Origin of the sequence: Bradyrhizobium amphicarpaeae (assembly GCF_002266435.3) — a bacterium.
In the GTDB taxonomy this organism is placed as follows: Bacteria; Pseudomonadota; Alphaproteobacteria; order Rhizobiales; family Xanthobacteraceae; genus Bradyrhizobium; species Bradyrhizobium amphicarpaeae.
Genome location: NZ_CP029426.2, coordinates 3,848,374 through 3,867,132, shown reverse-complemented (window position 1 = coordinate 3,867,132; position 18,759 = coordinate 3,848,374). Strand labels below are relative to the sequence as shown.

At 65.7% G+C, this 18,759-nt stretch carries 20 protein-coding genes; 14 read left to right on the top strand and 6 right to left on the bottom strand.

Annotated elements, in window-relative coordinates:
• Nucleotides 1–56 precede the first annotated feature (56 nt).
• The 6 genes from CIT40_RS17985 to surE all read left to right on the top strand — a co-directional run bounded on the left by CIT40_RS17985 (nucleotide 57) and on the right by surE (nucleotide 4,461).
• Nucleotides 57–290, top strand: coding sequence for a twin-arginine translocase TatA/TatE family subunit (locus CIT40_RS17985; protein WP_028145381.1), 234 nt, complete (start codon nucleotides 57–59; stop codon nucleotides 288–290).
• Nucleotides 291–378: 88 nt separating this feature from the next.
• Nucleotides 379–882, top strand: coding sequence for a Sec-independent protein translocase protein TatB (tatB, locus tag CIT40_RS17980; protein ID WP_094890434.1), 504 nt, complete (start codon nucleotides 379–381; stop codon nucleotides 880–882).
• Nucleotides 879–1,691, top strand: a complete 813-nt coding sequence (gene tatC / locus CIT40_RS17975) for a twin-arginine translocase subunit TatC (protein ID WP_094890433.1) — start codon at nucleotides 879–881, stop codon at nucleotides 1,689–1,691. The genes tatB and tatC overlap by 4 nt, the downstream gene beginning before the upstream one ends.
• Nucleotides 1,692–1,828: 137 nt before the next feature.
• Entirely contained in the window at nucleotides 1,829–3,160 is a 1,332-nt protein-coding gene (gene serS / locus CIT40_RS17970; protein WP_094890432.1) for a serine--tRNA ligase, read from the top strand.
• A gap of 76 nt (nucleotides 3,161–3,236) precedes the next feature.
• The gene (locus CIT40_RS17965; protein ID WP_094890431.1) at nucleotides 3,237–3,599 is read left to right on the top strand and encodes a hypothetical protein; all 363 of its coding nucleotides are present in this window, start codon (nucleotides 3,237–3,239) and stop codon (nucleotides 3,597–3,599) included.
• A 94-nt stretch (nucleotides 3,600–3,693) separates the two neighbouring features.
• Complete coding sequence (surE, locus tag CIT40_RS17960) at nucleotides 3,694–4,461, top strand: 5'/3'-nucleotidase SurE (protein WP_094890430.1); 768 nt, start codon at nucleotides 3,694–3,696, stop codon at nucleotides 4,459–4,461.
• 3 nt (nucleotides 4,462–4,464) lie between these two features.
• Here the strand turns inward: surE and CIT40_RS17955 are convergent, their stop codons facing one another.
• On the bottom strand, nucleotides 4,465–4,836 hold the full coding sequence (locus tag CIT40_RS17955; protein ID WP_094890429.1) for a response regulator: 372 nt from the start codon (nucleotides 4,834–4,836) through the stop codon (nucleotides 4,465–4,467).
• A 228-nt stretch (nucleotides 4,837–5,064) separates the two neighbouring features.
• Between CIT40_RS17955 and CIT40_RS17950 the strand changes: the two genes are divergently transcribed.
• Nucleotides 5,065–5,715 (top strand): protein-L-isoaspartate(D-aspartate) O-methyltransferase, encoded by a 651-nt coding sequence (locus CIT40_RS17950; protein ID WP_094890428.1) that lies wholly within the window; start codon nucleotides 5,065–5,067, stop codon nucleotides 5,713–5,715.
• A 109-nt stretch (nucleotides 5,716–5,824) separates the two neighbouring features.
• Nucleotides 5,825–7,222: a LysM peptidoglycan-binding domain-containing M23 family metallopeptidase gene (locus CIT40_RS17945; RefSeq protein WP_094890427.1), complete on the top strand. Its 1,398-nt coding sequence runs from the start codon at nucleotides 5,825–5,827 to the stop codon at nucleotides 7,220–7,222.
• 169 nt (nucleotides 7,223–7,391) lie between these two features.
• Here CIT40_RS17945 and CIT40_RS17940 read toward each other — a convergent pair whose 3' ends face one another.
• Nucleotides 7,392–8,396: an ATP-binding protein gene (locus tag CIT40_RS17940; RefSeq protein WP_094890426.1), complete on the bottom strand. Its 1,005-nt coding sequence runs from the start codon at nucleotides 8,394–8,396 to the stop codon at nucleotides 7,392–7,394.
• Nucleotides 8,397–8,578: 182 nt separating this feature from the next.
• Between CIT40_RS17940 and yajC the strand changes: the two genes are divergently transcribed.
• Genes yajC through CIT40_RS17910 form a run of 6 tightly spaced genes read left to right on the top strand, consistent with a single transcriptional unit; the run spans nucleotide 8,579 to nucleotide 14,229 of the window.
• On the top strand, nucleotides 8,579–8,956 hold the full coding sequence (gene yajC / locus CIT40_RS17935) for a preprotein translocase subunit YajC (protein ID WP_094890425.1): 378 nt from the start codon (nucleotides 8,579–8,581) through the stop codon (nucleotides 8,954–8,956).
• A 47-nt stretch (nucleotides 8,957–9,003) separates the two neighbouring features.
• On the top strand, nucleotides 9,004–10,605 hold the full coding sequence (secD, locus tag CIT40_RS17930; RefSeq protein ID WP_094890424.1) for a protein translocase subunit SecD: 1,602 nt from the start codon (nucleotides 9,004–9,006) through the stop codon (nucleotides 10,603–10,605).
• 10 nt (nucleotides 10,606–10,615) lie between these two features.
• On the top strand, nucleotides 10,616–11,635 hold the full coding sequence (gene secF / locus CIT40_RS17925; RefSeq protein ID WP_094890423.1) for a protein translocase subunit SecF: 1,020 nt from the start codon (nucleotides 10,616–10,618) through the stop codon (nucleotides 11,633–11,635).
• 60 nt (nucleotides 11,636–11,695) lie between these two features.
• Nucleotides 11,696–12,079: an Mth938-like domain-containing protein gene (locus tag CIT40_RS17920; RefSeq protein ID WP_094890422.1), complete on the top strand. Its 384-nt coding sequence runs from the start codon at nucleotides 11,696–11,698 to the stop codon at nucleotides 12,077–12,079.
• Nucleotides 12,076–12,939: a phytoene/squalene synthase family protein gene (locus CIT40_RS17915; RefSeq protein ID WP_094890421.1), complete on the top strand. Its 864-nt coding sequence runs from the start codon at nucleotides 12,076–12,078 to the stop codon at nucleotides 12,937–12,939. Before CIT40_RS17920 ends, CIT40_RS17915 begins: the two co-directional genes overlap by 4 nt.
• A gap of 45 nt (nucleotides 12,940–12,984) precedes the next feature.
• Nucleotides 12,985–14,229, top strand: a complete 1,245-nt coding sequence (locus CIT40_RS17910; protein ID WP_094890420.1) for a threonine ammonia-lyase — start codon at nucleotides 12,985–12,987, stop codon at nucleotides 14,227–14,229.
• Nucleotides 14,230–14,240: 11 nt separating this feature from the next.
• On the opposite strand, the gene CIT40_RS17905 is transcribed toward CIT40_RS17910, so the two are convergent.
• The 4 genes from CIT40_RS17905 to trmFO form a co-directional block, all read right to left on the bottom strand.
• The gene (locus CIT40_RS17905; protein ID WP_094890527.1) at nucleotides 14,241–15,419 is read right to left on the bottom strand and encodes an aminotransferase class V-fold PLP-dependent enzyme; all 1,179 of its coding nucleotides are present in this window, start codon (nucleotides 15,417–15,419) and stop codon (nucleotides 14,241–14,243) included.
• 92 nt (nucleotides 15,420–15,511) lie between these two features.
• Entirely contained in the window at nucleotides 15,512–16,093 is a 582-nt protein-coding gene (locus CIT40_RS17900) for a CAP domain-containing protein (RefSeq protein WP_094890419.1), read from the bottom strand.
• 70 nt (nucleotides 16,094–16,163) lie between these two features.
• A complete protein-coding gene (locus CIT40_RS17895) occupies nucleotides 16,164–17,258 on the bottom strand; it encodes a serine/threonine protein kinase (RefSeq protein ID WP_162307550.1) in 1,095 nt (364 codons plus the stop codon).
• Nucleotides 17,259–17,265: 7 nt separating this feature from the next.
• Entirely contained in the window at nucleotides 17,266–18,693 is a 1,428-nt protein-coding gene (trmFO, locus tag CIT40_RS17890) for a methylenetetrahydrofolate--tRNA-(uracil(54)-C(5))-methyltransferase (FADH(2)-oxidizing) TrmFO (RefSeq protein WP_094890417.1), read from the bottom strand.
• Nucleotides 18,694–18,759 lie beyond the last annotated feature (66 nt).

Below are 18,759 nucleotides of genomic sequence, written 5' to 3'. Positions count from 1 at the left end.
AGGTTTCGGAGAAGATCGGCCGGGTCCCCGGCCATGCGCGTTTGGAGGGTTGCAGGATGGGTTCACTCAGCATTTGGCACTGGATCCTGGTGATCGCAGTGGTCCTGCTTCTGTTCGGCCGCGGCAAGATTTCGGACCTGATGGGCGACGTGGCGCAGGGCATCAAGGCGTTCAAGAAGGGCATGCAGGACGACGACAAGCCCGCCGAGAAGCCCGAGCCGGCCAAGTCCATCGAGCACAACAATGCGCCGACCGCGGCGCGGTCCGACGTCGGCAGCAAGGCCGTCTGAGCCGGAAAGCACGCGAGACGCGGGGTGCGGCCCGATCCTGCGCGCAAGGGATTGGGCCGGCTGCGGCTTCGCGTGAACGGAAGACCTCATGTTCGACATCGGGTGGAGTGAACTGGTCCTGATCGGGGTCGTGGCCCTGGTCGCCATCGGCCCGAAAGAGCTGCCGGGCGTGCTGCGCATGGTCGGGCAGTGGATGGGCAAGGCGCGCAAGATGGCCGCCGAATTCCAGGGCCAGTTCCAGGAAGCGATGCGCGAGGCCGAAATGGCCGACCTCAAGAAGAGCTTTGACGAGGTCAAGGAAGCTGCGACCGGCTTCACCAACAACAATCCGCTGACCTCGCTGCAGAAGGACGTCAGCGACGCGCTGCGCGTCGATGCGCTGGACAAGCCGGCCGAGACGCCCGCGATCGCGGCTGTGGAGCCGCCGACGACGCCCACGACGCCGGAGGCGCCGACGCCCGCGACCTTCATGGAAGCCGAGGCGCATGCGGCTGCCAACGAGCCGCTTGTGATCACCCGTGAAGTCGAGCAGGCGCAGGTTGCACAGGACACCGCGCCATCCGAAGCGATCAAGGACGCCAAAGCGTCATGAGCGACGCCGATATCGAGGCCAGCAAAGCCCCGCTGATGGACCATCTGATCGAGCTGCGCTCGCGGCTCATCAAGGCGCTGCTCGGCTTCGGCATTGCGTTCATCTTCTGCTTCTTCTTCGCCAAGCAGATCTACAACGTGCTGGTCTGGCCGTTCGTGTGGGTCGCGGGTCCGGAGAATTCCAAGTTCATCTACACGGCGCTGCTGGAATATTTCATCACCCAGCTCAAGCTCGCGCTGTTCGGCGCCGGCTTCATCTCGTTCCCGGTCATTGCGACGCAGATCTACGGATTTGTGGCGCCCGGACTGTACAAGCACGAGAAGCAGGCCTTCCTGCCGTATCTGGTCGCGACTCCCTTCTTTTTCGTGCTGGGGTCCGCCCTGGTCTATTTCGTCGTGCTGCCGATGCTGGTGCGATTCTCGCTCGGCATGCAGCAGGCCGGCAGCGACGAAACCGCGCAGATCCAGCTCCTGCCCAAGGTCGGCGAATACCTTTCACTGATGATGTCGCTGATCTTCGCCTTCGGAATCGCCTTCCAGCTCCCGGTGATCCTGACTCTGCTCGGCCGTATCGGCATCGTCACCGCGAAGATGCTGCGCGAGAAGCGCCGCTATTTCATCGTCATCGCCTTCGTCATCGCCGCCGTGCTGACCCCGCCGGACGTGCTCAGCCAGTGCTCGCTCGCGATCCCCTTGCTGCTGCTCTATGAGGGCTCGATCATCGCGGTCGCGATGGTGGAGAAGAAGATGGCGGCGACGCAGGCGTCGACCGGCACCGACGTGTCCACGCCGGCCAATCCGGCGGAGTAGGGCGCTTTGTCTCTAACATAGCGCTGTTCAGCCCATGAATCGTCATGCCCGGGCTTGACCCGGGCATCCACGACTTGATCTAAGGCGGCAGACACGTGGATGGCCGGGATGAACCCGGCCATGACGGGAAGACAGCCATGCACGACATCAAATCGATCCGCGACAATCCGCAAGCCTTCGACGCCGGTCTCGCACGGCGGGGTCTGAAGCCGTTGTCGGCCTCGCTGCTCGCGATCGATGAGACGCGGCGGGCGGCGATCCTGGCCTCCGAGCAGGCGCAGGCACGGCGCAATGCAGCCTCGAAGGAAATCGGCGACGCCAAGAAAGCGAAGGACGAGGCGCGCGCGGCCAAGCTGATGGCCGAAGTGGCCGAGCTCAAGACCACGATGCCGCAGCTCGAGGCTGCCGCGAAGACCGCCGACGATGAGCTGACGAAAGAGCTGTCCGCGATCCCGAACATTCCGTTCGACGACGTGCCGGACGGTGTCGACGAGCACGGCAACGTGCAGCACCACGTGTTCGGCAACAAGCGCAACTACGGCTTTGCGCCTAAGCTGCATGACGACCTCGGCACCGCGCTCGGCGACATGGATTTCGAGGCGGCGGCAAAACTCTCCGGCGCGCGCTTCGTCGTGCTGAAGAAGGGGTTGGCGCGGCTCGAGCGCGCGCTCGGCCAGTTCATGCTGAATCTGCACGTCGACGAGCACGGCTATACCGAGATCAATCCGCCGCTGCTGGTGCGCAACGAGATCATGTTCGGCACCGGACAATTGCCGAAATTCGAGGACGATCAGTTCTGGGCGATCAAGGGCGAACTCCTTGCGTCGCCCGACCAGGAGCGGCTGAGGACGGAGCGCCTCGGCCTCATCCCGACCGCGGAAGTCTCGCTCACCAACCTCGCGCGCGAATCCATCCTCGACGAAAAGCAGCTGCCGATGCGGCTCACCGCGCTGACGCCGTGCTTCCGTGCCGAGGCGGGCGCCGCCGGGCGCGACACCCGCGGCATGATCCGCCAGCACCAGTTCACCAAGGTCGAGCTGGTCTCGATCACGACGCCCGAGAGCAGCAGGGACGAACACGAACGCATGCTCGCCTGTGCCGAGGAGGTGCTGCGGCGGCTCGACCTGCATTATCGCGTGATGACGCTGTGCGCAGGGGATATGGGTTTTTCGTCGCAAAAAACCTATGACATCGAGGTCTGGATGCCGGGCCAGGGCGAGGGCGGGGCATTCCGCGAGATCTCGAGCTGCTCGGTCTGCGGCGATTTCCAGGCGCGCCGCATGGATGCGCGCTCGCGCGGTCCGGACGGCAAGCCGCGTTTCGTCCACACGCTGAACGGCTCCGGCACCGCGCTCGGCCGCGCGCTGATCGCCGTAATGGAGACCTATCAGCAGGAGGACGGCTCGATCGCGGTCCCCGACGTGCTGCAGCCCTATATGGGCGGCGTAAAGGTGATCGGGCGGGACTAACGCTGCAAACGATCGGTTGCGCGGATCGGGCGGCCGGCTATCCTGCCGGCCATCCGTCAATGCGAACCGACCGTTCATGGCCTTGCATCGCGACATCTTCTGGGTCGGCCGACAATGGGCGGTGACGGGGGCCGGAATCCAGGCCGTCGATCAGCGCCTGCGCGGCTTGCTCGACATCGAGATCGCGCGGCTCTGGGACGAGGATCTCGTGCAGAGCCGGCGGGCCAAGCCCGGTGTGAATGCCGCCGACTTCGACAACGCGCTGACGCTGGCCCGCGAACGCTTTCCGCAGACGCCGGAGCCGAACGCGCTCGTTGCCGAATTGGAGGCGCTCCGCGTGATCGAGGCGCCGATCGTCAGTCCGGCGGTACCGGCGATGAAGCTGCATGCGGAGGGCCGGCTGGCGCGCTTCCTGCCGCAATGGCGCATCCGCCGCTAAAGGGTTCAGGCCGGCTCTCCTGATCAGCCGGTTTGCCTGATCGGCCGGAGCCGGATAAGACGGCTCAAACCCGCTTTTTGGAATCGACCCTCGCATGCGCATTCTCTGCACCAATGACGATGGCATTCACGCCCCCGGCCTCAAGGTGGTCGAGGAGATCGCGCGCGCTCTGTCCGACGATGTCTGGGTGGTGGCGCCCGAGCTCGACCAGTCCGGCGTATCGCATTCGCTGTCGCTGAACGATCCCTTGCGCCTGCGCGAAGTCGGGCCGCGGCACTTTGCCGTGCGCGGCACGCCGACCGACTGCGTCATCATGGGCGCGCGCCATATCCTCGGGGCCAAGCTGCCGGATATCGTGCTGTCCGGGGTCAACAAGGGCCGCAACGTCGCCGAGGACGTGGTCTATTCCGGCACTATCGCCGGCGCGCTGGAGGGCACCATCCTGGGGTTGCCGTCATTCGCGCTGTCGCAGGAATTCAGCGTCGAGACCCGCGAGCGCCCGCCATGGGACACTGCGCGCAAATTCGGGCCCGACATCCTGCGCAAGGTGATCGCCGCAGGCATTCCGAAGGACACCGTCATCAACGTCAACTTCCCCTCCTGCACGCCGGAGGAAGTGCTCGGCATCCGCGTCACGCGCCAGGGCAAGCGCAATCTCGGCTTCCTCAGGATCGACGAGCGCCGGGATGGTCGCAACAATCCGTATTTCTGGATCGGCTTCGAGCGCTCTGCGATGCTGGACACGCCTGCGGACGGCACCGATCTGGCGGCACTGCGCGAGCGCTATGTTTCGGTCACGCCGCTCAGGCTCGACCGCACCAACGAAGCGTTTTCGGAAGAGCTCAGCGCCACGCTGAAATAGCGCCTATCCGCCGCGAAGTGCGGCTTCGATGGTCTTGCCGAGCGCGTCGAGCTGGAACGGCTTCTGGAGCGCCGGCCGGTCGCGATACTGCTCGGGCAGGCCGGAGGAGCCGTAGCCGGTGGCGAAGATGAACGGGCGGCCTTTCGCCTTGATCACGTCGGCGACCGGCGAGATCACCTTGCCGTTGACGTTGACGTCGAGAATGGCGATGTCGAATTCGGTCGCCTGGGCGAGCCGCATGGCCTCGCTGATGTCGCCCGCCTCAGCTGCGACCTTGTAGCCGAGCTCTTCGAGCATGTCCGCGACCATCATCCTGATCATCACCTCGTCTTCGACGAGGAATACAGAGCGGCCTGAAAGCCCTGTCGCGGTCATAGTTGAGTCCCTTGCCCATTGCCAAAAACGTTCGCAGATAACACGGATTGACGCAATGCACGTTGCGACGCACGGTTGCCTTCAAATGGTCATCGCAGCTCGCCCAAGGCAAGCCAATTTATGGTCTAATGCTCCCGGCGAAGGATATCATGGGTTCCTGAGCAGGAACACGATTCTTGCGCCCGGGTTGAGTCTCCACCGCGCCCGGCAAGACGGCACAAGCAGGCAATGACCTCCGATCAGAATCCGCCGGAAAAGATGATGTTTCAGCTCACGCTGAGGCGTCGGGGCATCAGCGACCAGGCGGTGCTGCGAACCATGGAGGCGGTGCCGCGCGAGCTTTTCGTCGATCAGGCCGATCGCGACGGCGCCTATCGGGACAGCGCGCTGCCGATCGCCTGCGGGCAGACCATCAGCCAGCCCTTCGTCGTGGCCTACATGACCGAGCAGCTCCAGCTTCAGAAGCGGCACCGCGTGCTGGAGATCGGGACAGGTTCCGGCTATCAGGCCGCCGTGCTGTCGCGGCTCGCCGGCCAGGTCCTGACGGTCGAGCGCTATCGCAAGCTTGCCGACACGGCACGCGCCAGGCTCGAAAAGCTCGAATGTCACAATGTCGAGGTGATGCTAGGCGACGGTCTCAACCTGCCGCCAAATATCGGCCCGTTCGACCGCATCATCGTCACCGCCGCAGTGGAGCAGCTTCCGGACAATCTGGTCGAGCGGCTCGAGGTCGGCGGCATCCTGATCGCGCCGGTCGGCCCGCATCAGGGCGTGCAGACGCTGATCCGCCTGACCCGCACCGAGGCCGGGATCGAGCGCAAGGAACTCGTCGATGTCCGCTTCGTGCCGGCGCTGCCCGGAGTGGCACGGGAGCTGTAGATTTTCGGATCGGCTGTGCCGCCAACGTCTTATTGGGAGGGTTAAGCCGTTATTTACTCGGCGCGTGTTTACTTAAAACACCAGTTGTGTCGCGTACGAGTGAGTAACCATGTCCGCTGTCGCCGAGTTGCTTTACTCGCGCCGCGTACCGCAGGTCGCGGTGCTGGCGCTGATCTCCTTCAGCTTCGCAGGGTGCAGCGCCGACATGTCGTCGCGGCTGTCCCAGTCGAACTTCTCCAACCCCTTCTCCTCGGAGCAGACCGGCTCGGTGCAGCACGCGCCGCCGCCGCAGCGCGAGCTGCCGCAATATTCGCGGCCGCAGACGCAGACCGGTTATTATCAGTCGCAGCCCTTGCCGCCGCCGGCAGTGTCCGCACCGCAGTCCTATCCCGTTGCGGGTGGTGGCGTGTCCGGAGGCGGGCGCGGCGTCAGTTCCTACGCGCCCCCGACGCAGCCGCATCTCGAGACCACGGCCACCGTGCCGCTGCGTTCCCTTGCCGCGGCCCAGCCCGCCGGAGGCACCAAGATCATCGTCGGCACCAGCGACACGCTCGATGTGCTGGCCAAGCGTTATCACGTCACGCCGCAGGCGATCGCCGCCGCCAACGGCTACAAGGGTCCGCGCGCGCTCTCGCCCGGCCAGCAGTTGATCATCCCGCATCCGGCAACGGCCGCAGCGCCCGCGCCGCTGATGGCACCCGTCGCGGCGGCTCCCGTCATGGCGCCTGCAGCCAAGCCGGTTGCGGCCGTCGCCGCGCCGTCGAGCATGCACTTCGTCAACCGCGGCGACACGCTCGCTAGCATCGCCCGCAAGAACCACATCTCGTCGGCTGAGCTGGCCCGCGCCAACGGCCTCGATCCCTCGGCCAAGCTCAAGCTCGGCACCAAGCTGACCGTGCCCGGCGCCAGGACCGCTGCGCTGGCGGCGCCGGTTGCTGCGGCTCCGGTCGGAGCTGCTCCGGTTGCGGGGACGCTCCAGCCGGTTGCGGCTGCTCCCGCGCCCGCCACCAGGATGGCGGCCGTCGCCGCGCCGGTGCAGAGCGCGCGCCTCGCCCAGGCCACGGCCAACGTCGAAGAAAAGCCTGCTGCTGAAGCTCCGGCGAAGGCTGCGGAAACCACCAGTGCGCTGCCGACCTTCCGCTGGCCGGTGCGCGGCAAGGTGGTCACCAGCTACGGCGCCAAGACCAACGGCAAGTCCAACGACGGCATCAATCTCGCGGTGCCCGAGGGAACGCCGGTCAAGGCGGCCGAAGACGGCGTCGTCGCTTACTCCGGCAACGAGCTGAAGGGTTACGGCAATCTGGTCCTGGTTCGGCACTCCAACGGCTACGTCACCGCATATGCCCATGCGAGTGAGCTGTTGGTGAAGCGCGGCGATACCATCAAGCGCGGTCAGGTCATTGCCAAGTCGGGTCAATCCGGGGAGGTGGCGTCGCCGCAGCTCCACTTCGAAATCCGCAAGGGATCGAGCCCGGTTGACCCGCTTCAATTTTTGAACGGGGCGTGAGGCCTACGCAGAGTAGCGCGCGCGATCACGACAAGCACACTATCATCGCCCGGCTTCGACCGGGCGATCCAGTATCCAGACATAGTCATTGGCGAGCCGATAAGCCGCAGCGTACTGGATTCCCCGCCTGCGCGGGGAATGACAGTTGGGGGTGGAGTTTGACCGCCCGCTACGTCGCCGTCAGCTTCACGCCCAGTCGTCCCGCCAGCTCCTGCACGAACTGCCAGGCGACGCGGCCCGAGCGGGAGCCGCGCGTGGTCGACCATTCCAGCGCCTCGCGCTCGAGCGCCTCGTCGTCGACCTCGACGCCGAAATGGCTGCAATAGCCGCGCACCATCGCGAGATATTCGTCCTGGCTGCAGCGATGGAAGCCGAGCCAGAGGCCGAAGCGATCGGACAGCGACACCTTCTCCTCGACGGCTTCGCCGGGATTGATCGCAGTCGAGCGCTCGTTTTCGATCATGTCGCGCGCCAGCAGATGGCGGCGGTTGGAAGTGGCGTAGAGGATCACATTCTCGGGCCGGCCCTCGATGCCGCCTTCGAGCACCGCCTTCAGCGATTTGTAGGACGCGTCATTGCCGTCGAAGGAGAGGTCGTCGATGAACACGATGAAGTGGAAGCTGGCGTCCCGCAGCTTCTCCATCAGCATCGGCAGGCTCTCGATGTCCTCGCGGTGGATCTCGATCAGCTTCAGCCTGTCGGCCGGCTTGCGCTCCGCATTGATGCTGGCGTGCGCCGCCTTCACCAGCGACGACTTGCCCATGCCGCGCGCTCCCCAGAGCAGTGCGTTGTTGGCGGGCAGGCCATTGGCGAAGCGCTCGGTGTTCTCCATCAGAATGTCGCGCATCCGGTCGACGCCCTTGAGCAGGAACAACTCCACGCGGCTGACCCGCGGCACCGGCGCAAGGCGGCCGTCGGGGTGCCAGACATAGGCATCGGCCTGCTTGAACGACTCGCGTTCGGGGGCCGGCTTTCCCTGGGCGGCGAGGTGCGCCGCAATGGTCTCCAGCGCGCGGACGATGCGGTCCTGGGAGAGGTCCGGGGATGCCTTGGCGGTCCGCTTGGTCGTCGCCGTGGAAGTCCCCTTGGGGCGTTTTGCCGCGACGGGCGCGGGCCTGCGGGCAGGGGTGCGGGGGCCTTTGCCGGCCGGGCTTTTGCTGGGTTTTCTGGGCATGTCCGAAGTTCCTGAGAATGCAGCCTTATCGGGCCTGACGGCGCGCCGCAAGGTGGCTAAATGAGCGGTCTGGCAGCGTTGCAATTGGGACAATGGCCGCTATAGTCCGCGCGAATTTGACCGAGCCGGTCGCCCTTTGAGGGCCTGACCGGCTTTCCCCCGTTCTCACGAGGATCGTCCGAATGCTGATTACCCCTGCGTATGCCCAGGCCGCGGGCGCCGGCGACACCAACAGCATGTTGATGTCGCTGCTGCCGTTCGCCCTGATCTTCGTGATCATGTACTTCCTGATTCTGCGTCCGCAGCAGAAGAAGGTCCGTGACCACGCCGACCTCGTGAAGAACATCCGCCGCGGCGACACCGTCGTGACCTCGGGCGGCCTCGTCGGCAAGGTCACCAAGGTCGTCGACGACGACCAGATCGAGTTCGAGATCGCCGACGGCGTGCGCGTGCGGCAGATGCGCTCGATGGTCTCCGGCGTGCGCGCCAAGGGCGAGCCGGCCAAGGAATCCAAGGAAAGCGCCAAGGAAGCCGCCAAGGACGACGCCGCATCGAAGTGAGCGCGTCCGCGAGCATCTCAAGTCTCCTGATCTGACAGGTCCAGTCGATGTTGTATTTCACGCGGTGGAAGGCGCTCGGGATCATCCTGACGGCGCTGATCGTGTGCCTCTGCGCGGTCCCGAACTTCTTCCCCGAGGCGCAGGTCAAGACCTGGCCAGCCTGGGCGCAGCGCCGGCTCGTGCTTGGCCTCGACCTTCAGGGTGGCTCTTACCTGCTGCTCGAAGTCGATTCCGCCTATGTGAAGAAGGAACGGCTCGACCAGGTTCGCGACGACGTTCGCCGCACGCTGCGCGATGCCAAGATCGGCTTCACCGGCGGTGTGGTCGTCCGCAACGACGCGGCCGAGGTTCGCATCACCAAGGAGACCGACGTTCAGGCCGCGCTCGCCAAGCTGCGCGAGCTGTCCCAGCCACTGGGCGGCCTGATGGGATCCAGCGGTCAGCGCGACCTCGAGGTGAGCGAGGCTGGCGGCGTGATCCGCCTGACTATCCCGCAGGCTGCGATGCTCGACCGCATGCGCAAGACGATCGAGCAATCGATCCAGATCGTCGAGAAGCGCGTCAACGAGCTCGGCACCGTCGAGCCCGTGATCCAGCGCCAAGGCAACGACCGCATCCTGGTGCAGGTCCCCGGCCTTCAGGACCCGACGCGCCTGAAGAAGCTGCTCGGCGAGACCGCGAAGATGGAATTCCGCATGGTCGACACGACCGTGTCGCCGGACCAGGCGCAGCAGGGCAAGCTGCCGCCGGACTCCGAGTTGCTGATGAGCGCCTCGCCCCCGCCGACGCCCTATGTGGTCAAGAAGCAGGTGCTGGTTGCCGGCGGCGATCTGATCGATGCCCAGGCGACCTTCGATCAGCGTACGAGTGAGCCGGTCGTCAGCTTCAAGTTCAATACATCGGGCGCGCGCAAATTCGCGCAGGCTACGCAAGAGAATGTCGGGTTGCCCTTTGCGATCGTGCTCGACAACAAGGTGATCTCCGCGCCCCGGATCAACGAGCCGATCACGGGCGGGCAGGGACAGATCTCGGGCAGCTTTACGGTCCAGTCCGCCAACGATCTCGCGATCCTGATGCGCGCCGGCGCGCTGCCGGCGCCCCTCACGGTGGTCGAGGAGCGTACCGTCGGCCCGGGCCTCGGCCAGGACTCCATCGAGAAGGGTGAGCTGGCGGCCTATGTCGGCTCGATCCTCGTCATCGTCTTCATGCTCTTGACCTACCGGCTGTTCGGAGTGTTCGCCAACATCGCGGTGGCCATCAACGTCGCCATGATCTTCGGCCTGTTGTCGCTGCTCAACGCCACGCTGACGCTGCCCGGCATCGCCGGTATCGTGCTCACCGTCGGCATCGCGGTCGATTCCAACGTGCTGATCTACGAGCGTATCCGTGAGGAATTGCGGGGCGGGCGCAACGCGATCTCGGCGATCGACGCCGGCTTCAAGCGGGCGCTGGCGACCATCCTCGATTCCAACATCACCACTTTCATTGCCGCCGCGGTGCTGTTCTACATCGGCACCGGCCCGGTGCGCGGCTTTGCCGTGACGCTCGGCATAGGCATCATCACCACGGTGTTCACCGCCTTCACCATGACCCGGCTGATCGTCGCCTGGTGGGTGCGTTGGAAGCGGCCGCAGAGCGTGCCGATCTAGGAGCCTGATCGTGACTCACACCGTTCTCATCGGGCTCGGCGTCCTCATCGCCATTCTCACCGTGGTCGCGGCCATGGGCTGGCTGCCGTCGTTGCGCATCGTCCCTGACGACACGCATTTCGACTTCACGCGCTTCCGCCGGATCAGCTTCCCGATCTCGGCGGCGCTCTCGATCCTCGCCATCACGCTGTTCTTCACCCACGGCCTCAACCTCGGTATCGACTTCAAGGGCGGCACGCTGCTTGAAGTGCGGGCCAAGTCCGGCGCTGCCGATATCGCGGCGATGCGCACGACGCTGGATGGCTTGCGGCTCGGCGAAGTCCAGCTGCAGCAGTTCGGCGGCCCCGAGAACGTCCTGATCCGCGTTGCCGAACAGCCCGGCGGCGACAAGGCGCAGCAGGATGCCGTGCAAAAGGTGCGTACCGCGCTCGGTGATTCCATCGAATATCGCCGCGTCGAGGTGCTCGGTCCGCGCGTCGCCGGCGAGCTTTTGGCCTACGGCATGCTCGGCCTGATGCTCGCGATCGTCTCGATCCTGATCTATCTCTGGTTCCGCTTCGAGTGGCAGTTCGCGCTCGGCGCCATGATCGCCAACGTGCACGACATCGTGCTCACGATCGGGTTCATGTCGATCAGCCAGGTGGATTTCGATCTGACCAGCATCGCCGCGCTTTTGACCATCCTGGGCTATTCGCTCAACGACACCGTCGTCATCTACGACCGTATCCGTGAAATGCTGCGGCGGTACAAGAAGATGCCGATGCCGCAGCTGCTCAACGAGTCCATCAACTCGACGCTGTCGCGCTCGATCATCACCCACTTCACGGTGACGCTGGCGTTGCTGGCGCTGCTGCTGTTCGGCGGGCACGCGATCCACAGCTTCACCGCGGTGATGATGTTCGGCGTGGTGCTGGTCGGCACCTATACCTCGATCTTCATCGCGGCGCCGATCCTGATCTATCTCGGCGTGGGCGAGCATCGCGAGGATACGAAAGACGAGGCTCCGCCAGCGAAGAAAAGCAAGGCATGATCCGAACCGCATGTCCTCGCAGGCGTTTGCGAGGGCAATAGGCTCATTCGGACGAAGCACATGGCCGGCGATCCCAACGCACCGCACTTCCCGCGCTCGGCGCCGATCGATGCCTATGGCAAGGGTGGTTTCGCGTTTGCAGGCATGTCGCATCGGGGCTCGCTGCTGTGCCTGCCCGACGCGATCTGGGCGTGGGACGTGACGGATCCCGCGAAGATCGACCGCTATTCGCTGGACCGGGTGTTCGCAGCCGCCAACAACATCGACACGCTCCTGATCGGCACCGGCACCGGGGTCTGGCTGCCGCCGCCGGCGCTGCGGCAGGCGCTCAAGGCGGTGAGGGTGGTGCTGGACACGATGCAGACCGGCCCCGCCGTGCGCACCTACAACATCATGATCGGCGAACGGCGGCGGGTCGCCGCCGCCTTGATCGCCGTGCCATGAACGCCGCCGCAGCTCCGCCCGACAATTTGTCCTTCTGCGCCGATCTGGTGCGCAGCCACGACTTCCCGCGCTATGTTGCGACGCTGTTCGCGCCAGTTGCCGAGCGCCGCGCGCTGCTGGCGCTCTACGCCTTCAATGTCGAGATCGTCCGCGTCCGCGACCAGGTGAGCCAGCCTTTGCCCGGCGAGATACGCTTTCAATGGTGGACCGATCTGTTCTCGGGCCTGGTGCACGGCAGTGCCGAGGGCAATCCGGTCGCGGCCGAGCTGCTGCGCGCGATCCGTGATTTCGACTTGCCGGTCGAGCCGCTGTCACTGCTGGTCGAAGAGCACCAGTTCGACCTCTATAACGATCCGATGCCGACGATGGCGGCGCTGGAAGGTTATCTGGCGGCAACCTCATCGGCGCTGTTCGATCTCGCAGCCCGTATCATGGCGCCGCCATCGGAGGCCGTTGAACATATCGCCCGTCATGCCGGGCTTGCGCAGGGCATCGTGCAAATCATCATGAACCTGCCGCGTGATGCCGCGCACCGGCAGCTGTTCCTGCCGCAGCAGCTGCTGGCGAGCCACGATTGCGACATGGAGGACGTGTTCGCGGGCAAGGAGACGCCGAATTTGCGCGCCGTGCTGGAGCAACTCGCTGGCGAAGCGAGGCAGCATTTGGCTACGGCCGTATCGTTGCTGGCGGAGGCGCCGGCAGCGGGTCGAGCAGCATTTCTGCCACTCGGACAGGTGCGGGCCGACCTCAAGCTCCTGTCACGACCCGGGCGCAATCCATTTGCGCCGAGGCAATCGTCCCGGCTGCGCACGCTGTGGACGCTGTGGCGGGCTTCGCGGTCGCGCGAGTTTACCAAATAGCGGCTGGCTTATCGCCTGAGCCGGCCAAATACCCTATGCTGTCCTATGGCTGAATTGTCCCCAACCTCGCCCTTCGATCTCAGCGGTCTGCCGGTCGCGCCAAGCGATATCGCTGCCGCCGCCGAGACGATCAAGGGCGCCGTCGTCGAGACGCCCTGCAGCTACAGCCGCACGCTGAGCAGCATCTGCGGCTGCGAGATCTGGCTCAAATTCGAGAACCTCCAGTTCACCTCCTCGTTCAAGGAGCGGGGCGCGCTCAACCGCCTCACTGCGCTGACGCCGGAGGAGCGCGCGCGGGGCGTGATCGCGATGTCGGCGGGCAACCACGCGCAGGGGGTGGCCTATCACGCCAAACGGCTCGGCATTCCCGCCACCATCGTCATGCCGGTCGGCACGCCCATGGTGAAGGTCGAGAACACCCGGCATCACGGCGCTGAAGTGGTCGTCACCGGCGCGACGCTGGAGGAGGCGGCCGCGTTCGCGCGCAACCACGGCGAAGCCAGAAGCATGATCTTCGTCCACCCCTACGACGACCCGCTTGTCATCGCGGGGCAGGGTACAATCGGGCTGGAGATGATGAGGGCCGTGCCGGAGCTCGACACGCTGGTCGTGCCGATCGGCGGTGGCGGCTTGATCAGCGGCATCGGCATCGCGGCGAAATCGATCAAGCCGTCGCTGCGAATCCTGGGCGTCGAGGCCTGGCTCTATCCCTCGATGTACAATGCCATCCACGCCGGCAATCTGCCAGCGCGCGGCGATACGCTGGCCGAAGGCATCGCGGTGAAATCACCCGGCAAGATCACGACCGAGATCGTGCGCCGCCTCGTCGACGACATTGCGCTCGTCAACGAAGCCGAGCTCGAGCGCGCGGTCGCGACCCTGATCTCGATCGAGAAGACCGTGGTCGAGGGCGCCGGCGCCGCAGGCCTCGCCGCGCTGATGTCCGATCCCTCCCGCTTCGCCGGCCAGAAGGTCGGGCTCGTCCTGAGCGGCGGCAATATCGACACGCGGCTGATCGCATCGGTCCTCACGCGTGAGCTCGCGCGCGAGGGGCGGCTGACCCAGCTCTCGCTCGACATCCCCGACCGGCCCGGGCAGCTGGCCGCGGTGGCCGCGCTGCTCGCCGAGGCCGGCGCCAACATCATCGAGGTCTCGCACCAGCGGACTTTCTCCGACCTGCCGGCCAAGGCCACGCTGCTGCAACTCGTCATCGAGACCCGCGACAGCGCCCATCTTGACGAGGTGATGGCGAAGCTCAGTGCATCCGGACTGAGCGCGCGCTGCACCTGATCGGGGTGCTTCTATCGCGGCGCCAGGCTCGCGACGTGGCCGATTAGCCGGTCTATCTCTGCATCCGTGTTGTAATAATGCGGTGATGCCCGCACGACATGCGGCAACGAGCGAAGCTCGGCGTCGATACGCGTACTCGACGGATCCGAAGCACCGATGGTGATGCCGGCTGCCGCGGCGCTGGCGACAATTGCGTCGGCGTCGTGCCCGTCCAGTGTGAAGCTGACGATGGCGCCCGGCGCGCGTCCGAGGTCGCGAATGGTGATGCCGGGAAGGGCTGCGAGGCCGCTGCGAAGGCGGCCGGCAAGCATTCGGCACCGTTGCTCGATCGGGGAGATGCCGATCTCCAGGGCGTAATCAACGGCAGCGCCGAGGCCAAGCCGTGCCGCGTAGTTGTTCTCCCAGGTCTCGAAACGACGGGCATCGTCGCGAAGCCGATATTCATCGCGTGAGACCCAGGGCGCCCCGAAGTGATCGATCATCGGCGGTTCGAGCCGTTGCAGCGTCGCACGGCGAACGTAGAGAAATCCGGTACCGCGCGGGCCGCGCAGGAATTTGCGTCCCGTGGCCGACAGCATGTCGCAGCCGAGGGCCTCGACGTCGACCGCCATCTGGCCGACCGCCTGGCAGGCGTCGAGCAGATAGGGAACGCCATGCGCCCGCGCGATCTTGCCGACCGCGGCCGCCGGATTGACCAGCCCGCCATTGGTCGGGACCCAGGTGATCGCGATCAGCTTGACGCGCTCGTCGATCATGCGTTCGAGCGCGCCGATGTCGAGCTCGCCGCTGGCATCGCTCGGCACCACCTCGACGGTCGCGCCGGTGCGTTTGGCGACCTGAAGGAAGGCGACATAGTTCGCTGCGTATTCCGCCTCGGCGGTCAGGATGCGATCACCCTTGCGAAACGGCAGTGAATAGAACGCCATCTGCCAGGCGACCGTCGCATTCTCCACCAGCGCGATCTCGTCGGGCGCGGCGTTGAGCAGACGCGCCACCGAGCCATAGACCGCATCGAGCCGGCCGGCCTCGCGATCGGCGGCGGCATAGCCTCCGATCTCGCTTTCCAGGTCGATATGCTGCTTCATCGCCGAAACGACGGAGGTCGGCATCAGCGCGGCGCCTGCGTTGTGAAGGTATGCGAGCCGGCTGGTGGCCGGCGTGTCAGACCGAATTTGGTCGATGTCGATCACCAACTCCTCCATTTCTCGCGATCCCATGCCGCATGAACTAGATGCGCCGAAGGAGCCGGGCAAGACGTCAGGCCGGAGATGCTCGCCGGATCTCAGATGCAGAGGCCAAGCAGCTTGACGTGGCAGTTGCTGGACTTCGGCTTGCTGGCGGCCGGTGCAGCCTCGCGTTTGACGGCAACCAGCGGCTCCTTGTCCTTGTTCCTCTTGCCTTTGCCCTTCGGCTCGTAATCGCCGGCGATCACCATGGCCCAATAGGTGCGCTTGCCGCTGGCATTCCTGGCACTTGCGATGCCGACGCGGGAGGCGTTGTGCAGCAACAGGTTCTTGCGATGCCCGGACGAGTCGATCCACTGGCCCAGCGTCTTCTCGAAATTGTCGTAGCCGTAGGCGATGTTCTCGGCGGCGCGGCCCGCGCCGGCGGGCGCGACACGACGATTGAAGGGGCCGAGCGCGTCGTGGCTGAGGTCGTCCTTCGCCGCCATCGCGCGGGCCTGATCCATGGCGATGCGGTCGAGCGTTGAATCGCGGACGACGCGGACTTCACCGTGCTTGAGGCGGAAGCTCGAGATCAGCTCGGCCGGGGTCTCGGCCATGGCGGGCGCGGCCGGCAGGAGCAGAAGGCCGGCCATCAGGCCGCCAACCACAGGTTGCGTCATCGTCCCCCGAGTGCCCATGTTCCGTCCAGCCCAAATGATCCGATGCTTCTCTATCGCCAATGTGGACGCTTCAAGGCGCGGCGGCCCGTCAGCTCGTCGGCAGATCCGCCTCGAAATTGAAGCGGTCGCGCAGGTTTTTCCGCTGTTCCAGGATGTCCTTGAGGAACGCGCGGTCCTGGTCGTTCTTCATCATGGGCTCGATCAGGTCGAGCTGGTTCATGGCGACCAGCTGCAGGATCTCGGTGCGCGGTTTGCCGCTGGCGTCGCGTGGCAGCGCGTGCACCACCTGGATGTGCTCCGGCGGTTTCGGGCCCTTGGCTGCCGAAAGCTCGTTCCGCAGCTGGCCTTCGAGGATGGCTTGATCGGCTTCGACGAAGGCGTAAAGCCCGACGCCGGAGCGACGGTCGGCAAAAGCGACGATGGCGGTGTCGCGCACGGCCGGATTCTTGCGGATCAGTTCGGTCAGCACCGGTGCGTCATTGACCAGCCTGCGGCCGCCGCCCTCGCGGTCGGTGAAGTTGAACAGCCCGCGCGTGATGGCGCGATACACTTTCTTGCCGGTGGCGAGCCACAGGCTCGCAGCGAAGGATTTCTTGGCGAGGATCTTTCGCTCGCGCGGCGTCAGTGCATCGGGCGCATAGGAGCGCTTGTGCTTGAGCAGGTGCCTGAGGTCTTCATAGGCGAGGATGCGATAGAGCCGGCCGCGCCGGTTGAAGCAGGCGGCGAGCTGGAAGTCGGTGACATAGGCGAGGCCGTCGCGGCCGACCAGCCAGTTCTGCTCCTTGGCCAGATCGTTGTGGCAGATACCGGCGCGGCGCAGCCGACGCAGCGCCGCCTTGGCCGAGCGGAAATAGGCGAGGTCGCCATGCGGCTTTGCCAGATGCAGAGCTGCGCCGTCGACGAAGCCGCGCACCAGCGCACGGCGTCCGGCCCACAGCAGCTCAGGTCCGACATTCAGCCCCTTGGCGAGCGCCAGGGCGTGCTTCTCGCGGGCGAACAGATGGCGCGCCAGAGGGAACGACCACCACGGCACCTCGTCGAGCCGGCGTAGCACGGCATCGACCTCGCCGCTCTCGCCGCGGAAGCGCCCGCGCTCGACGGTCGAGAACACATCGCGCTTGAGCAGCACGCCCTCGGTCCAGCGCGCCGAGAGCGTCGCGGCGTCGTCTTTTGGGAGGCTCATTACAAACTCACGCGGCTGCGGCCATGCGCAGATGATCGGCGATCCAGCGATCGAGATCGGCGAGTGCCAGGGCGCTCATCGCCTGCTTCTTGGCCACCGTCTTCTCGTTGCCGCGCAGGCGTGTACCGTCGGGCTTCTTCGTCGGCGGGGTCGCAAGCGGTGGGAACAGACCGAAATTGATGTTCATCGGCTGGAACGACCGTGTGCCGGGCTCGATGGTCTCGATATGGCCGCCGGTGATGTGGCCGAGCAGCGATCCGAGCGCGGTCGTGCCCGGCGGGCTGACAAGCGTCTCGCCGCGCGCATCCGCGGCTGCATAGAGGCCGGCGATCAGGCCGACGCTGGCGGATTCAACATAGCCCTCGCAGCCCGTCATCTGCCCGGCGAAGCGAAGACGCGGCTGCGCGCGCAGGCGCAGCTGGCCGTCGAGCAGCTTCGGCGAGTTCAGGAAGGTGTTGCGATGCAGGCCGCCGAGACGGGCGAACTCCGCTTTCTCCAGCCCGGGGATGGTGCGGAAGATGCGCTGTTGCTCGCCGTATTTCAGCTTCGTCTGGAAGCCGACGATATTGTAGAGCGTGCCGAGCTTGTTGTCCTGGCGCAGCTGCACGATCGCGTAGGCCTTGGTCGTGGGGTCGTGCGGATTGGTCAGGCCGACCGGCTTCATTGGGCCGTGGCGCAAGGTCTCGGGACCGCGCTCCGCCATCACCTCGATCGGCAGGCAGCCGTCGAAATAGGGCGTGTTGGTCTCCCACTCCTTGAATTCGGTCTTCTCGCCTGACATCAGCGCGGCGACGAAGCCGTCATACTGCTCCTTGGTCATCGGGCAGTTGATGTAGTCCGCGCCGGTGCCGCCGGGGCCGACCTTGTCGTAGCGCGACTGGAACCAGGCCACCGACATGTCGATGGATTCGCGGTGCACGATCGGCGCGATCGCGTCGAAGAATGCGAGCGCGTTCTCGTCCGTCAGTTCGCGGATGGCCTCGGCGAGGGCTGTGGAGGTGAGGGGGCCGGTGGCAACGATGACGTTGCTCCAATCGGCCGGCGGCAGGCCTGCAACCTCGCCGCGGGCGATCTCGATCAGGGGATGGTCGTTCAGCGCCTTGGTGACGGCCGCCGAGAAGCCGTCACGGTCGACGGCGAGCGCGCCGCCGGCGGGCACCTGGTTGGCGTCGGCCGCGCGCATGACCAGCGAATCGAGCCGGCGCATCTCCGCATGCAGCAGGCCGACGGCGTTGTTGGCGGCATCGTCCGATCGGAACGAATTGGAGCAGACGAGTTCCGCGAGCCCGTCGGTGCGGTGCGCCTCAGTCATGCGGGCCGGCCGCATCTCGTGCAGCACCACGGGCACGCCGGCTTTCGCCACCTGCCAGGCGGCTTCGGAGCCGGCAAGGCCGGCGCCGACGACGTGCACGATGTTGGAATGGGGTCCTGTCATGGGGCGGACAGGTAGCGCTTTTCGGCGGGGAGTGGAATCGCCGAGATCGAGTTTTCTGCCACCAGA